The organism is Trichormus variabilis 0441 (assembly GCF_009856605.1).
GTDB classification, from domain to species: domain Bacteria; phylum Cyanobacteriota; class Cyanobacteriia; order Cyanobacteriales; family Nostocaceae; genus Trichormus; species Trichormus variabilis.
Map to the genome: position 1 here is coordinate 1,313,732 of NZ_CP047242.1, position 15,411 is coordinate 1,329,142.

Below are 15,411 nucleotides of genomic sequence, written 5' to 3' on the forward strand. Positions count from 1 at the left end.
GGAAAAACGATGTCGGAGAATCTTAGAAGCAAGGCTATCACACAAGGGGTGCAGCGATCGCCTAACAGAGCAATGCTGCGGGCTGTTGGTTTTCAGGATGCAGATTTTACCAAAGCCATTGTCGGTGTTGCCAATGGTTACAGCACTATTACCCCGTGTAATATGGGGATAAATCAACTAGCACAAAGGGCAGAAGCTGGTATAAATCGCGCTGGAGCGAAGCCACAAATATTCGGTACAATTACGATTAGTGATGGGATTTCGATGGGAACCGAAGGGATGAAATATTCCCTGGTATCACGAGAGGTAATTGCTGACTCCATTGAAACCGTTTGTAATGGGCAAAGTTTAGATGGGGTAATTGCCATTGGTGGCTGTGATAAAAATATGCCAGGGGCAATGATAGCGATCGCTCGGATGAACATCCCTGCTATCTTTGTTTACGGTGGCACAATTAAACCCGGACACTACAACGGCAAAGATTTAACTGTTGTTAGTTCTTTTGAAGCTGTCGGTGAGTACAGCGCTGGCAAAATCGACGAAAATGAACTGTTAGCAGTAGAACGCAATGCTTGTCCTGGTGCAGGTTCCTGCGGTGGGATGTACACAGCAAATACTATGTCCTCTGCTTTTGAAGCACTGGGAATGAGTTTGCCCTATTCGTCTACAATGGCAGCAGAAGACGACGAAAAAGCTGATAGTACGGAAGAATCAGCCAAGGTATTAGTAGAAGCAATTCGTCATCAGCTATTACCCAGGCAGATTATCACTCGTAAATCCATAGAGAATGCCATAGCAGTAATTATGGCGGTGGGAGGTTCCACCAATGCCGTGTTACATTTTCTAGCGATCGCCCGTGCAGCTGGTGTAGAGTTAAATCTAGACGACTTTGAAACTATTCGTGGTCGTGTCCCCGTTTTGTGCGACTTGAAACCAAGCGGTAGATATGTAGCTACAGACCTGCACAAAGCTGGTGGTATACCCCAAGTCATGAAAATGTTACTTGTGCATGGTTTACTCCACGGCGACTGTATAACCATCACAGGTAAAACCATTGCCGAAGTTTTAGCAGATATCCCAGAAGAACCATCGCCTAATCAAGACGTGATTCGTCCTTGGAATAAACCCATGTATGCCCAAGGTCACTTGGCTATACTCAAAGGTAATTTGGCTACAGAAGGCGCAGTCGCCAAAATTACAGGTGTGAAAAATCCTGTGATTACCGGGCCAGCCAAAGTATTTGAATCAGAAGAAGATTGTTTAGATGCAATTTTGGCAGGTAAGATTAAAGCCGGAGACGTGATTGTCGTCCGTTACGAAGGCCCCAAAGGCGGCCCTGGGATGCGAGAAATGTTAGCCCCCACCTCAGCTATTATCGGTGCAGGTTTAGGTGATTCAGTGGGATTAATTACCGATGGACGCTTCTCCGGTGGTACTTATGGGATGGTAGTCGGACACGTTGCACCAGAAGCAGCCGTTGGTGGAGCGATCGCACTGGTACAAGAAGGTGATAGCATCACAATTGATGCCCATACCCGTTCTTTGCAGTTGAACATATCAGACGAAGAATTAGCCCATCGTCGTGCCAACTGGCAACCCCGTCCCCCACGTTACACTAAAGGCATACTCGCAAAATACGCCAAGTTAGTAGCTTCTAGTAGTGTAGGTGCGGTCACCGATTTAGACTTATTTAATGAATAGGCGGTAAATTAGAGAAAAGGCTCCTATTTTTAGATTTTGCATTTTGAACTAGTGCAGAATTACCGTCGCTGATTTTAAGTTTTAATTAGACGTGAGTTCGACGAAGAAAAAAACCCCTCTCCACTAGACGCGGCTTCCCGCAGGGTACCTCTCCCCTGCAAGGAGAAGCCACTGCGTTGCGCGGATTCCCCGCGTTGTAGCAAGTGGCGTAGAGGCTTTAAAACCCCATTTTTCCTTGATATGTTAGCTCTTTACTCCCCTCTCCAGGTCGGAGCCAAAAGTCTGAGGGGCTGGGGGAGAGGTCAAAAAAGACTTGTCGAACTCACGTTGAATTAATGGAGGATAAATTTTGAAGTCTACAACGAGCGTCCACCTAACCGTGAAATAGCTGGCATAGGCATTACCCTAATTGCTATTCTCTAATTGTTTAATCGGGAGTACAATATCGATTTTAGTTCCCTGGTTCTCAATAGAAGTACATTTGATAGAGCCACCATGCTGCTCAACGATAATTTGATAGCTAATAGACAAACCTAAACCAGTTCCTTGACCAACAGGCTTAGTAGTAAAAAAAGGTTGGAAAATGCTCCGACAAATCTCTTCACTCATACCACAACCATTATCAGCGATTGAGATAGTGATTTGATTGTCCTGAGAATGAAATGTACGAATCCAAATCGTTGGTGTTTCATCTATATTTGGAGCGAGAGTAGCTACCTTTGAAATCAAAGCATCGATGGCATTATTAATTAAATTTAGAAATACTTGATTTAAAAAGCGAGGATTACAAAAAATTTGAGGAATTTTCCCGTACTCTTTAATCACTGAAATAGGCTGGCCATTACTACCATCACAGTTAAGCCGATGCTGCAAAATGACTAGTGTACTATCAATACCCTCGTGGATATTAGCTTTTTTATAGTTAGCTTCATTCAAACGTGAGAAATTTGAGAGCGATTCTACAATCTCCTTAATGCGAACTGCGCCAACCTGCATTGAATTCAGCAGATTTGGTAAGTCGCTCTGGATATACTTCAAATCGCTGTTAGCAAGAGCCTTAACAATTCTGACATCTGGATTTGGATATACAGAAGCATAAGTTGCTAGAAGGTTTAGTAAGTCATGAGCATACTGGTGAAGATATTCTAAATTGCCATGAATAAAACTGACTGGATTATTAATTTCGTGGGCAACCCCAGCAACCATTGTTCCCAACGCTAACATAGTTTCACGTTGAATTAATTGCATTTGGGCTTGCTGAGTTTCTTTTAATTGAAATAAAGCTGATTCAGCATTTTCTTTTGCTGCGCGGTATTTTTCCTGTACTATAAATAGTCGTTGCAGTGTGTGGTAGTAAATAGTAACGCTAAAAAAAACGAATAATGCTCCGAAAAAGAAAACCATGCCAGTAAGCAATGGTATCCATTCAATCAGCCTCGCAATGATTAAATAGATGCTCCCCAAATAACCACCCAGAAAAAAAATCATTAGTAAAAACATGATTTGCCAACTCAGTTGCTCTGGTTCGGTCTTGAATAATTTGAGAATTTTTTGAGTCCTGAGAATGGATAGTCCCATTATCCAAGCCCCAAGTGTAATCAGAATGATAATGAAAGACAGAAAAATTGAAGAATTCAACATAGTATTATTAAATCGACATAAACATAAAAGACTGTAAGATGCTCTGTAAACTCCTACTATATCTACGCCTAGTAGACATAAGTTATGGAGATATTTATCAGTAACTTTATCTATATAAATAGATTGACAGCGCTCACGTACTACTTCATAAATAGGTATAGTGGGGGTTTCGCGCTCACTCCTTTTTTAGCTTCATCAAAGATTTTTTATTCCCGTACATTTAAGCACCTTTCTAATATTCCCATCTGTCGTATCCAGTGCCGCAGTAATCACTGAATGCCTGACCCCCCTATGTGGTGACATGGGTTTCTTCACCACCGCGAACTTAAAAGCTGCCGATACTATTTTTTGGCCTAGCTTTTGCCAAAATGGAAATGAAGATTATTGCAGCCCATCTTTTGCGTCGCTATCATTGGGAAATCTTGCCCAATCAAAGTTTAGATTCGGTGCCAGTCCCTAACAACCAACCTCAAGATGGGTTGCGAGTTCGATTCCAACCTCTGTGAGATGTTTTATGTCACCCCCAGTAGAAATAAACTTATCTGAAGGTTTATTACAACATTGGCACACAGCAAAGGGTTATGTTGACCAAAGCGTTAACTCTTTAACTGACTCAGCACAAAAACTTGGACAATCTTTACAAGAAACGACTAATACGAACACTGATAAAGCTATTGATGTCGTTACAAAAACTCTAGGACAAAGCTGGCAAACGGCAGAGCAAATTAAGAGTACAACATCTGTGGCGCTAAAAACAGCCATTGATGCTTCTGTTAATGATTGGCTAGTACAACACCCTACATTTTGGCGATTAGTGCAAATATTAGGTTGGGCAACTAATCACCCAATTATCAGTTTTATAATTCTACTATTTGCCATAGCTGTTATTTGGAACATTATCAAAGCAATAATGTACTTAATTGAAACAGCTAGCTGGTCAATTTTGCAATTACCATTAAAATTAATTCAAGCTTTGATTCAAGGGGTTGTTTTAGCTGTAACTAAAATTGTTAGCCTTGGTATACAAAAAATCAGCAATTCTCACATCATGGATGATACAAAAGCTTTGCCAGTGACAAGCACTGAAGTTTTTGCTCAATATAAACAGCAAAGATTGATAGATATTTCTCATCGCCTGGAAGAAATTCAACAGGAACAGCAACAGCTTTTACAAGAAGCTCAAGAGCTAATTGCTTCAGATACAATTGAGGTAAAACTTCCAGAAATAAAATTAACTCCCAGTCAAAATTAAAAAATCAGAAAATTGGGGAATAATATCATCTTCTGTACCAGATAAAAATTTAGCAAAGCGCTGTGCTAAGGGTGGTATCAAAACTAAAGGATTGCTGAAACCAGAAAAAATATGCACACCTGGTAATTCGGAAATCACACCAATTACAGGTAAGCTATTACTACTAAATGCAACTAAACAATGATGCCAATTTCCTGGTAAATTACCCAAGATGGGTAAAATATGACTAATACTTTGTCGCAACCAATCCTCACTTTCTTCATGGTTGATATAAGCATCCACATCTGTCAGCACACGACTAATTTGTCCCAAGCGTAAACTCCCATCTAAAAACTGAATTGCACCTGCATCTAATATAGGTGGTGCTAGTTGATTACCGGGTTTATTCCATAATTCATCAACTTCAGTAGATGTAGACTCTAATTTAAATCGCTGTAAATTAGCTGGCATTACTAAAGTATTTAACCGCAAATCAACAGGGGGAGTTTCAATTATTTCTGCATGGGTAAAATACACTTTAATGGAAACACCTACGGATTTTAATAACCGTCGGCTGAGTCCGCCAGCGCAAACGACTACATTAGCACTGTGATAAGTTACAGTAGTCGTCTTAACGCCACCTGAGGTTACTTGCGATACTTCACCTATTTGCAACTCACCCCCAGCACGCAAAAAGGCTTGAATGTAAGCTTGCACAGTTTTTTGGGGATGAATATGACCATGTTTGACAGTTAACGCACCTGCGATCGCTCCTGGGTTCAGCAGTAGTTCTAACTCACAAGCTTCTGGTACACTTAACAAGCATGGCGGTACTGCACACTGAGCATATAACTCTGCTGTAACCTGTGGGTCACTGTCCGCAGGAATTGTTAATAATAAATCCAATTCTCGCAATTCAATATCAGCATCTAACTCTTGGGGAAGAATGTTGTAGCGATCGCGCGCCTCCTGGCATAATTGTCTGGTTAATGGTGTACTCCCCGACCAATAGGCAAGTCCACCATAACTGTAACGAGTAGCATTCTCAGCTACAGCATCTTTTTCTAATAGCAGTACACTAAAGCCTGTTTTCACCAATTCGTAGGCGAGTACAGCACCCGTCATTCCCCCACCAACAACAATCCAGTCGTAAGTTTTCATTTAATATGTTGCTTGTAGATGACTTACAAAAAAAGCAGATCAGTGAATCACTAATCTGCTAATTATGGGATGATTTGCTTGTAAGAAATACTAAATTTTCTCAAGAAACAATGTTGGCATTAGTAGCCACCATTATTTCTTGACCAATTACCCCCACCGGAACGAGCGCCTTTCTCTTCCCGTGGACGAGCTTTATTAACTTTAAGTACACGCCCCATCCATTCTGCGCCATCAAGAGCTTGAATAGCTGCATCTTCTGCGGCTGATGATTCCATTTCTACGAAACCAAAACCGCGAACACGTCCGGTTTCTCTATCTGTTGGTAACTGAACGCGTGTGACTGAACCGTACTCGGAAAATACTTTAGTAAGGTCGTCTTGTGTGACGCTGTAGGACAGATTCCCTACGTATATTGACATGAAACTCTCCAGAATCCATTGATGCAGAGATGTTGATCCGGAGAGCCGCTTGAAATTATTACTAAAAACAAGATACGTATCACCGAAATTAACTTCTCTAATTATATTTTATCACATCTTCATGATTAGTAAAGTATATATTGATTTTTTTGTTTTAATGTATGGTAAAATACAAAACTTTTTGACTATCTAGAAATTAAGTCTGTACAAAGAAAGTCTCTGGATCAGTTCCCCAGTTTATCCAGCGAATCGCCTCACGGGCTGATTTTGTCTGGGGTGGAACCCGCAAAACGTGAATGAATCCTGTGCTGGGGCAGGTCATTTTTAATAAGTAGATTGGCTCAACATCAATGGAGTTGTCAATCTGCATAAAGGTATATTCTGCCTAACTATCTAATTCAACCGCTTGCAATTCTTGGCAGATACGAACGGAATCGACCCTTTTGTCAGGAAAATATTTAAATTTTGATTGCACATAACCACTGACGAAACGGATTATCTTGATCAAACCTGCTCCGCGTACCTCAGCGCTAACCTTAGCGTGCCTTTGCGTTAAAAAGCCTCTAATCTCTTTATAAACCTCAGAAGATCGCAAATTTCTATCTAGCAAAGCAGTCTCGGAAAACACACGCAAATCAAGTGTGTCACCTTGCTGGAATAACTGAGCCTCATCCTCAGTGATGTGGCGTTGATGCCCTATAAACTCACCCTCTGCCAAAGTTAAGTGAGGTATCATTTCTCCAGTAACTTCCTGCATAGGTAGTAGAATAACATCGCCTTGACGAATTGCCCGCATAATTTTGCCTCTGGAATAAGTACAAACCCCTCTTCGCTTTTTCTCTCAAGTTTGGTTTAATTTTGAGTCATTGCTTCTCTTCTCTCCCCCTGCCCAAACCATAAGGTATCGTTGTACTAAACTCACGGGGTATATTGAAAACTCTAGTCGCCAATTTGCCTTTGATAAGTTAAAGATGGAAATAGCTGGAATTTCCAGCAGCATTCTTCTAACATATGCTCTAGAAAGGACTAAACCCGCAGTTTGAAGGATTTTCAACCCAACAGACAATCTTGATGAGGCTCAATCTAAAGCAATCTTGACGTTTCATCTTGACATTTCATCGAAGTTAACTCAATTTAACTGTTTAGCTTCACAGCTATTCTTTTTTTTGAAATTCCATGTCAACTCTCGTCATTGTCGAATCTCCAACCAAAGCTCGTACCATTCGTAACTACCTGCCAAAAGACTATCGGGTAGAAGCGTCGATGGGTCATGTACGTGACCTACCCCAGTCAGCTAGTGAAATTCCCGCCACTGTTAAAGGGGAAGCATGGGCGCAGCTTGGGGTAAATGTGGACGCGGACTTTGAACCAGTGTATGTTGTCCCCAAAGACAAAAAGAAAGTTGTCACCCAGCTCAAAGAAGCGCTAAAAGATGCTGATGAACTGATTCTAGCTACTGACGAAGACCGAGAAGGTGAAAGCATCAGTTGGCATTTATACCAGTTGCTGAAGCCAAAAGTGCCGACAAAGCGGATGGTGTTTCATGAGATTACCCAAGAAGCCATCAAAAAAGCTTTAAAGGACTGCCGCAACATCGATGAGCAGCTAGTCCGCGCCCAGGAAACACGACGGATTTTAGATCGTTTGGTGGGCTATACCCTCTCCCCTCTGCTGTGGAAAAAAATTGCTTGGGGATTATCTGCGGGACGGGTACAGTCTGTGGCTGTGCGACTGCTAGTCAACAAAGAACGCCAACGCCGGGCTTTCCGTGAAGGTACATATTGGGACTTAAAGGCGTATTTGGAGCAAAGCAAAAGCCCATTTACCGCCCAGTTAACCACCTTAGCAGGCACGAAAGTGGCGACTGGGAGCGATTTTGATGCGTCTACAGGCAGAATCACCGCCGGGCGCAATGTGGTGCTGCTGACTGAAACAGAAGCAGTTGCTCTCCAAGAACGACTGACTGGTAAAACCTGGAATGTCTCAGAGGTAGAAGAACGCCCAGTGACGCGTAAACCCGCGCCACCCTTTACCACTTCTACATTACAGCAGGAATCTAACCGTAAACTGCGCCTGTCAGCACGGGACACGATGCGGATTGCCCAGAATTTATACGAGCAAGGGTATATTACCTATATGCGTACAGATTCGGTGCATTTGTCAGAACAGGCGATCGCAGCTGCTCGCAATTGTGTAGAACAACTATACGGCAAACAATATCTCAGCCCCCAGCCTCGCCAATACACCACCAAATCCAAAGGCGCACAAGAAGCCCACGAAGCTATTCGTCCGGCTGGTAGTACCTTCCGCACGCCCCAAGAAACCGGCTTAGGTGGTCGAGAACTTGCCCTCTATGATTTGATTTGGAAGCGTACCGTCGCCAGTCAAATGGCTGACTCCCGCCAAACCCAAATTACCGTGCAGTTGCAAGTAGAAGACGCTGGTTTCCGTGCTTCCGGTAAGCGGATTGACTTCCCTGGATATTTACGCGCCTATGTTGAAGGTTCTGATGACCCAGAAGCCGCCTTGGAAGACCAAGAGGTAATCTTACCCAGTCTAAAAGTCGGGGATCATCCAGACTGCAAAAATATCGAAGCAGTTGGTCACGAAACCCAACCTCCAGCCAGATACACTGAAGCCACCCTAGTCAAAACCCTAGAAAGTGAAGGCATTGGTCGCCCTAGTACCTACGCCAGCATCATCGGCACAATTATCGATAAGGGTTACTCCCAATTGGTGAATAACGCCCTCATCCCCACCTTTACCGCCTTCGCCGTCACCGATTTGTTGGAAAAACATTTCCCTGATATCGTTGACCCCAGTTTTACCTCCAAAATGGAGCAAACCTTGGATGATATTGCTGAAGGTGAAGCTCAGTGGCTACCCTACTTAAAGAAATTTTATTTAGGGGATCAAGGTTTGGAAACTCTGGTGAGAGAACGGGAAAGCCAAATTGATGCAGGTAAAGCCAGAACCGTAGAACTAGAAAACTTAGATGCTAAAGTCCGTATTGGTAAATATGGGCCTTATATCGAAGTGGAAAACGGTGACGGTGTAGTTACCGCCTCAATTCCCAAAGATTTAACACCCGCCGACCTCGACCCCAAACAGGTAGAAATCATCCTGCGGCAAAAAACTGTCGGCCCAGACCAACTAGGCCGCCATCCGGAAACCGGCGAACCAATTTACGTGAAAATCGGCGCTTACGGGCCTTATGTCCAATTGGGTGATAAGTCTGATGAGAATCCCAAACCCAAACAAGCTTCTCTACCCAAAGGGGTTACCCCAGAAAACATCTCCTTAGAGACGGCTATTGGCTTGTTATCACTACCCCGAACCTTGGGAACCCATCCTGCTACTGGAGGGAAAATCCAAGCCAGTCTAGGACGTTTTGGCCCTTACGTCGTCCACGACCAAGGCAAAGAAGGTAAAGACTACCGTTCTCTCAAAGCGAGTGATGATGTTTTAACAATTTCTTTAGAAAGAGCGCTGGAGTTGATATCGGAACCGAAAAAGACCCGTGGTTCTACTAGTAGTAAATCAAAGGCTGCTTTACGGGAATTAGGTACACACCCAGAAGACGATGCACCTATAAACATCTATGACGGCCCCTATGGCCCTTATATTAAACATGGTAAGACCAATGTAGGTCTTCCTGAAGGAACATCTGTCGAAGATGTAACATTAGCTACGGCGCTAGAATTACTATCTGCCAAAGCTTCAACCGCTAAAACTACACGCAAAACAAGTAAAACTAGTACAACTAAATCTAAATCAACGGCGAAATCATCTAGTACTGCTACGAAAAAAAAGGGGGCGTAAGGTTAATGGTCAAGGGTCAAGAGTCAATAGTCAACAGTCCAAGATTTTCGACTATGGACTATGGACTAGTGACCAATGACCAATGACCAATGACCAATGACCATCCTTGGATGCAGTCCGATGGGTTGCTAATGTGATACTCTAAAAAGTAAGAGAGATAACAACACGAAAATTTTAAAATTAGCCTGCGACTGCAATACAAAAAAATGTATCAGTCCGGTTGTAGGCCAGAGGTGCAAAATTACGCCAGTTTCTGCGTAGCTGTTAGTCAAAATTGAGGTAGTATCTCAGGAGCGGTCAGTTTAATGGACTATATAGAAAAGGTACTGGAAAAGCTGAAAGAATTGGCACGTAAGCTAATTGAGTCCTTACTAGGACCAGAAGCCGAGCCGGAACCGGAGCTGATTCCGATTCCTGTAAACGATCGCTCACGTCGTCGCTAAAAGCCCGAAGGTACGAAACTTGACATCGCAACCTCTAAGTATTTTGGTGCTACATGGGCCAAACTTAAATTTGCTGGGAAAAAGAGAACCAGGAGTTTACGGCTCTACAACTTTGGCTGAGATTAATAGCTTATTGGCAGAAGCAGCTCTTAAGTTACAGGCACAAGTGTTTCCCCTACAGTCCAATCATGAAGGCGTGTTAGTAGATGCTATTCATGAGGCTTTGGGGAAGCATCATGGAATTTTGATTAATGCGGGAGCTTATACTCATACCAGCGTAGCTTTACGAGATGCGATCGCTGCTGTAAATTTACCCACAGTAGAAGTCCATCTCAGTAATATCTATCGTCGAGAAGATTTCCGCCATCATTCCTACATCGCCCCCGTAGTTATTGGTCAGATTAGCGGTTTTGGTGTACAAAGCTATTTATTAGGCTTGCAGGGGCTGGTGGCGCATTTGAGGGGATGAGATTTAGAGCAGTGGAAGTATGGGGAGAAAGAGTCTATCTATTATCTCCGCGTGCCAAACTGAATAATTTAATTTCTGGAAGTCCCTAATCAGTTTTTATCTACTCTCAACTGAGCAGTTTTCCTGTTAAAAAGTTAAAAGTGGAAAGGTAGAATAACTTGCTTTTAACTTTTGAAGATTATGCGCTACTCGTTGGTTAGTAGGTTCAGGGGTGCTTTTGTTGGAGGAATATTAGGGGAAAATTTGGCTAAGGGTGGGGTAGGTAATAACAGGGAAGGTTTCTCCAACTTTGCTAGAACTATTATTCCTGGCACTGAAAGTTTAATTAAACTGGGAAAACTAGATGTAGATGAGTGGCAAATAGGATACCAAAAAGAATTTATCACTTCGCCTGGAAACTCAGGTATCGAGAACAAACTAATTTTTGCCACAATCCCAGTAGCACTTTTTTTCCATGAAAATCCTGTGAAACTGCGTCAAAATTTGGTGCGGGTATCAAAAATCTGGGATGATGCTCCAGTTGTTCGTGATAGTAACCTAGCAATAGGGTATGCGATCGCTCAATCACTGACAGAAAAGCTGCACCTCCACACCATAATCCCGCAAATAATCTCTTTTATTGGAGAAACCGAGACATTACTTCCACAAAAATTATTAATAATACACAAACTTTTAGAAGAACACGCTGGTTTAGAAAGACTAAAAGCTGAGTTGAGTAGAGAAGAGAAGCTTTCTCATGCTACTGCTGTGGCATTTTACTGCTTTCTCAGCACCTTGGAAGACTTTCGTTTCTCGGTTTTGCGTAGCTTGCAACTAGAATCTATGCACTCACAGACAATAACAGCCATTACTGGTATTTTGTCTGGAAGTTATAACAGCACTGTAGGTATTCCTGCTAATTGGCAGACTTCACTTTTACCAACTAACTCCACAGCCAACGAAGAAACCAACCTCTGCCAGATGCTAGAATTGGCGGATGCTCTTGCTGGGGTGTGGTCAGGAGTGTATAATCTTCCCCTAAATTCCAGAGAGTTTTCAGAATCAGGGTTTATCATGCCTAATCAATCGGTTCCATTTTCTGTTTATGCAGCGCCTAACATTATTCGAGGGCGTTAGATCGATTAAATAACTCTCTAAGGTGATACGCGCTTAGATCAAATATTCTTGAGTCAGGGCTGTCCATAGTCAAGAGTCCAGAGTTAAAGGCTAGCTTGGACTGTGGACTTTGGATTTTTGACAACCTGAGTGCGAAATATACGATTTAAATGCGTAACAGCTTATCTACTCATATTTGTACAAAAGTCCCAATTCATCCCGCATTTATGCAACGCCACATGGGAAAAAGCTCGTTGCATCAGCTTTTGAGCCTGAGAGACCTAGCAAAAAATGGCAAAATCGTTAAAGAAGAAAAGTTGGGTAGATGCAGTAAATCTGGGCTGGGTGCATGAACAGCGTTCATCCGTTGTTTTGGCGATCGCTATTGTCTCTCTTACGGGGGTAATTGGTCATAAGTTATATAATCAACCAAAGCTGAAAATAGGGACGGTTGCACCCCAAACGATTAAAGCACCTCGTACCGCTAGTATTGAAGATAAAAAACGCACTGAAATTGAACGCAAAGCAGCTCGTAAAAGTTTAACACCAGTGTTAATGGTCGATGTGAGAACTACCGCACAAATCGGCCAAAACCTAGAGAAAATGCTGGATCAGGGTAATGAAATTCGCATATCGGCTGGTTCTTTCCCTTTTTATGATACTTCAGTCCTGTCCTTATCTAGCCAACATTACCTACGCTCTTGTTCTGATGCAGAATGGCAAATGATGCTGGTGGCTTTAGAAAATACGGGTCAAAAAAGGTTGGGATTGTTCTTAGAAAAACCCAGTACTCGCAGCCTGCGTAAACAAGAAAATTCCCAGAATTTGCCGAATACGGAAACACAAACTTCTTTATTATTTCCCCCTCCGACAGTTTCCCTCGGCCAGGAAAGTCAAGTTCAAGGTGTTTCTCTTGACCCTGGTCAACCAAAAGAAAGTATATCTTCCCCAAAAACACAAAATCCTGAAGTCTCTACAAACACTCAGTTTGTGCAAGCGTTGGCAGAATTAGCTACTTTTCGGATGACCACTGCCAATCAAAATTTACCGAGACTGATCAATCAAATTACTCAAGCAAGGGAAGCTTACGCCCAAGCTAGTGTGCAAATTTTACACGTAGATACCATTACAACACAGACAATTTATCACGAAACTGTTCTTCTGGAATTGTCAGATTATGAATGGACCCAAACACAAAAGGGAATCCGCCAAGGTGCAGAACGGATTTTAGCCCAAGGTATTCCTGCGGGTTTGCCTCAGAGTGTTTTACAAAACGCTGTAACTTTGCAAGTGCAAGCTTTTGTCCCCAAAAGTGCGGAATCTTTAGCGACTAAACTATTGTTGGCTGTACTGGAACCGAATCTGAAGAAAGATGAGGAACAAACCAGAGAACACGCTCAAAAAGCTGCATCTGTGGTTGCACCTGTGATGGTTGAGGTGAAACAAGGTGCAGTTATTGTCAAGAAAGGGAAAGAAATTACTGAGTGGGATTTTGAGGTATTAGAGCATTATCAACTGATTAGCCGCGAAAATAACTGGTTAGCTTTGCTGAAATTAGGCGGTTTGGTGACTGGGGGAGTTTGTATATTTGTCCTAGTCGAAACACGAAGTAAATGCCCACTCAGACAACGCGATCGCCTGTTAGTTTTGTTACTGACCTTGAGTACGCCAGGAGTCCTGGCAATGGGTGTGTCCTATACGACTTGGGGCGCTGTCGGTTTGCTGTTGGGTAGCTTTTATGGCCGTGAGTTGAGTATGACAGTTATCTGCTTACTTTTGTTCATTTTACCCATGAGTATGGAAATCAGCACTATTGGACTAGTAGCTGGTGCGGCTGGGGGAATTTTAGGTAGTTACATCGCCCACAGATTGCGATCGCGTGAGGAATTAGCCCTTTTGGGTGGGGCGATCGCTATTACCCAAGGTGGAGTTTACCTACTGATGAAAGTCTTGATTGGTGCGGCTTTTGGTTCCTCCTGGTATCTCATCCTCCAAGAAGCAGGGTTATTTACTTTATCGGGACTAGCTTGGAGTGTTGTGGCTTTGGGTTTAAGTCCTTATTTAGAAAAGCTATTTGATTTAGTTACCCCCATTCGCTTGGCAGAATTAGCAAATCCCAATCGACCTTTATTAAAACGGTTAGCGACGGAAACACCAGGGACATTTCAACATACCCTATTTGTGGCAACCCTGGCGGAAGCTGCGGCAAAACACCTGGGATGTAATGTGGAATTGGTGAGGGCTGGGACTTTGTATCACGATATTGGCAAAATGCACGACCCCCTGGGCTTTATTGAAAACCAAATGGGGGGGCCAAATAAACACGAAACGGAAATCAAAGACCCGTGGAAGAGTGCAGAAATTATTAAAAAGCACGTCAGTGAAGGCTTGGTAATGGCGCGGAGACATCTTTTACCCACAGCGATTCAAGCCTTTATCCCCGAACATCAAGGGACAATGTTAATTGCCTATTTTCATCATCAAGCAGAACAGATGGCACAGACAGACCCTAATATTGTCGTCAATGAAGCCGATTTTCGCTATGACGGCCCGATTCCCCAATCGCGGGAGACAGCCATAGTGATGTTGGCTGATGCTTGTGAAGCTGCATTGCGATCGCTCAAGGATGTAAATACTGAACAAGCTTTAACTGTTCTGAATAATATTCTCCGCGCTAGATGGCAAGATAATCAACTCATTGATTCAGGTTTGACGCGGGAAGAAATGTCACAAATTGCCGAAATTTTTGTAGAAGTTTGGCAACAGTTTCATCATAAACGGATTGCTTATCCCAAAATGAAGTCTGGTAAGGGGTAATTAGACAAATTTGATATTATTTTTAACTCTAATTCTAGTCGGCGATCGCCCACCGCACATAAGGACGAAAACCAGCTACAGTTTTATCAATAATTAACCGTCCTGGCGCATTAATATTTCGCAAATCTACACGAAAATACGCTTTCTTATTTTTAAACTCTACATTGTAGAAAACATATTCCTGACTGCTTGCTTGACCTACACAAGAAGCGTAGTTGCTGCGTAGAGGGGAAACAAATTCTACAAACTGCTGATTATTAGATGCAATTAACTGCGTGTTATCTGCAAAAGCCCTGATATCAGCCACTACTGTATGTTCTGCACCACCCTCATAAGGTAAGATAATCCACCATAATCCCACTGTTGGCGGACAAACTCCACTAATGCGCTGCACCTGAAGATTGACATTAGGCGAAAATAAAGCACCTGGCGCTGATTGTGCTTGTGCTGTAGCGGTAATTGTTCCTAAAAGGAGTATTGGGCAGAATATTCTAGCAATATTTGTTAATTGCGCCCAGTTTGTCATAAGTTTCAGTCTAGATAATTCATTTTATTAGTTTTGACTGCACCAAATATAGAAAAGTGTCTATATAACAGAAAGTTACAGTAGAA

General features: G+C 42.7%; 12 protein-coding genes and 2 pseudogenes. 8 read left to right on the plus strand and 6 right to left on the minus strand.

What is annotated here, in order from left to right; all coding sequences use genetic code 11:
• The first annotated feature begins 9 nt into the window (after positions 1-9).
• Complete coding sequence (gene ilvD, locus GSQ19_RS05240) at positions 10-1,701, plus strand: dihydroxy-acid dehydratase (RefSeq protein ID WP_011316921.1); 1,692 nt, start codon at positions 10-12, stop codon at positions 1,699-1,701.
• A 405-nt stretch (positions 1,702-2,106) separates the two neighbouring features.
• Here ilvD and GSQ19_RS05245 read toward each other — a convergent pair whose 3' ends face one another.
• Entirely contained in the window at positions 2,107-3,201 is a 1,095-nt protein-coding gene (locus GSQ19_RS05245) for a sensor histidine kinase (RefSeq protein ID WP_224311612.1), read from the minus strand.
• Positions 3,202-3,716: 515 nt separating this feature from the next.
• On the opposite strand from GSQ19_RS05245, the gene GSQ19_RS05250 reads away from it, so the two are divergent.
• A complete protein-coding gene (locus tag GSQ19_RS05250; protein ID WP_306660006.1) occupies positions 3,717-3,848 on the plus strand; it encodes a hypothetical protein in 132 nt (43 codons plus the stop codon).
• Positions 3,849-3,856: 8 nt separating this feature from the next.
• A complete protein-coding gene (locus GSQ19_RS05255; protein ID WP_011316923.1) occupies positions 3,857-4,594 on the plus strand; it encodes a hypothetical protein in 738 nt (245 codons plus the stop codon).
• Here the strand turns inward: GSQ19_RS05255 and GSQ19_RS05260 are convergent.
• From GSQ19_RS05260 to GSQ19_RS30615, 4 genes and pseudogenes are all read right to left on the minus strand, one after another.
• Positions 4,574-5,734, minus strand: a complete 1,161-nt coding sequence (locus tag GSQ19_RS05260; protein ID WP_011316924.1) for an NAD(P)/FAD-dependent oxidoreductase — start codon at positions 5,732-5,734, stop codon at positions 4,574-4,576. The genes GSQ19_RS05255 and GSQ19_RS05260 overlap by 21 nt on opposite strands.
• Before the next feature lie 119 nt (positions 5,735-5,853).
• Positions 5,854-6,153 carry an RNA-binding regulator gene (rbp, locus tag GSQ19_RS05265; protein WP_011316925.1) on the minus strand — a complete coding sequence of 100 codons (300 nt, stop codon included), beginning with the start codon at positions 6,151-6,153 and terminating at the stop codon, positions 5,854-5,856.
• Between the two features lie 196 nt (positions 6,154-6,349).
• A pseudogene (locus GSQ19_RS05270) lies at positions 6,350-6,580 on the minus strand (DUF6745 domain-containing protein); the annotation flags it as partial.
• A 234-nt stretch (positions 6,581-6,814) separates the two neighbouring features.
• A pseudogene (locus tag GSQ19_RS30615) lies at positions 6,815-6,949 on the minus strand (hypothetical protein); the annotation flags it as partial.
• A gap of 380 nt (positions 6,950-7,329) precedes the next feature.
• Here GSQ19_RS30615 and topA point away from each other — a divergent pair.
• The 5 genes from topA to GSQ19_RS05295 all read left to right on the plus strand — a co-directional run bounded on the left by topA (position 7,330) and on the right by GSQ19_RS05295 (position 14,799).
• Complete coding sequence (gene topA, locus GSQ19_RS05280; RefSeq protein WP_011316928.1) at positions 7,330-9,975, plus strand: type I DNA topoisomerase; 2,646 nt, start codon at positions 7,330-7,332, stop codon at positions 9,973-9,975.
• Between the two features lie 344 nt (positions 9,976-10,319).
• Positions 10,320-10,418 (plus strand): DNA topoisomerase I, encoded by a 99-nt coding sequence (locus GSQ19_RS29680; RefSeq protein ID WP_162470529.1) that lies wholly within the window; start codon positions 10,320-10,322, stop codon positions 10,416-10,418.
• 19 nt (positions 10,419-10,437) lie between these two features.
• Entirely contained in the window at positions 10,438-10,887 is a 450-nt protein-coding gene (aroQ, locus tag GSQ19_RS05285) for a type II 3-dehydroquinate dehydratase (protein WP_011316930.1), read from the plus strand.
• A gap of 180 nt (positions 10,888-11,067) precedes the next feature.
• On the plus strand, positions 11,068-12,003 hold the full coding sequence (locus GSQ19_RS05290) for an ADP-ribosylglycohydrolase family protein (protein ID WP_011316931.1): 936 nt from the start codon (positions 11,068-11,070) through the stop codon (positions 12,001-12,003).
• A 270-nt stretch (positions 12,004-12,273) separates the two neighbouring features.
• Positions 12,274-14,799: an HD family phosphohydrolase gene (locus GSQ19_RS05295; RefSeq protein WP_011316932.1), complete on the plus strand. Its 2,526-nt coding sequence runs from the start codon at positions 12,274-12,276 to the stop codon at positions 14,797-14,799.
• Positions 14,800-14,833: 34 nt separating this feature from the next.
• Here the strand turns inward: GSQ19_RS05295 and GSQ19_RS05300 are convergent, their stop codons facing one another.
• The gene (locus GSQ19_RS05300) at positions 14,834-15,325 is read right to left on the minus strand and encodes a hypothetical protein (protein ID WP_011316933.1); all 492 of its coding nucleotides are present in this window, start codon (positions 15,323-15,325) and stop codon (positions 14,834-14,836) included.
• Positions 15,326-15,411 lie beyond the last annotated feature (86 nt).

What these genes read in the sequence shown, in the direction of transcription:
- ilvD (WP_011316921.1), top strand. Translation starts at nt 10, where the DNA reads ATGTCGGAGAATCTTAGAAGCAAGGCTATCACACAAGGGGTGCAGCGA.
- GSQ19_RS05245 (WP_224311612.1), bottom strand. Translation starts at nt 3,201, where the DNA reads ATGTTTTTACTAATGATTTTTTTTCTGGGTGGTTATTTGGGGAGCATC.
- GSQ19_RS05250 (WP_306660006.1), top strand. Translation starts at nt 3,717, where the DNA reads ATGAAGATTATTGCAGCCCATCTTTTGCGTCGCTATCATTGGGAAATC.
- GSQ19_RS05255 (WP_011316923.1), top strand. Translation starts at nt 3,857, where the DNA reads ATGTCACCCCCAGTAGAAATAAACTTATCTGAAGGTTTATTACAACAT.
- GSQ19_RS05260 (WP_011316924.1), bottom strand. Translation starts at nt 5,734, where the DNA reads ATGAAAACTTACGACTGGATTGTTGTTGGTGGGGGAATGACGGGTGCT.
- rbp (WP_011316925.1), bottom strand. Translation starts at nt 6,153, where the DNA reads ATGTCAATATACGTAGGGAATCTGTCCTACAGCGTCACACAAGACGAC.
- topA (WP_011316928.1), top strand. Translation starts at nt 7,330, where the DNA reads ATGTCAACTCTCGTCATTGTCGAATCTCCAACCAAAGCTCGTACCATT.
- GSQ19_RS05290 (WP_011316931.1), top strand. Translation starts at nt 11,068, where the DNA reads ATGCGCTACTCGTTGGTTAGTAGGTTCAGGGGTGCTTTTGTTGGAGGA.
- GSQ19_RS05295 (WP_011316932.1), top strand. Translation starts at nt 12,274, where the DNA reads ATGGCAAAATCGTTAAAGAAGAAAAGTTGGGTAGATGCAGTAAATCTG.
- GSQ19_RS05300 (WP_011316933.1), bottom strand. Translation starts at nt 15,325, where the DNA reads ATGACAAACTGGGCGCAATTAACAAATATTGCTAGAATATTCTGCCCA.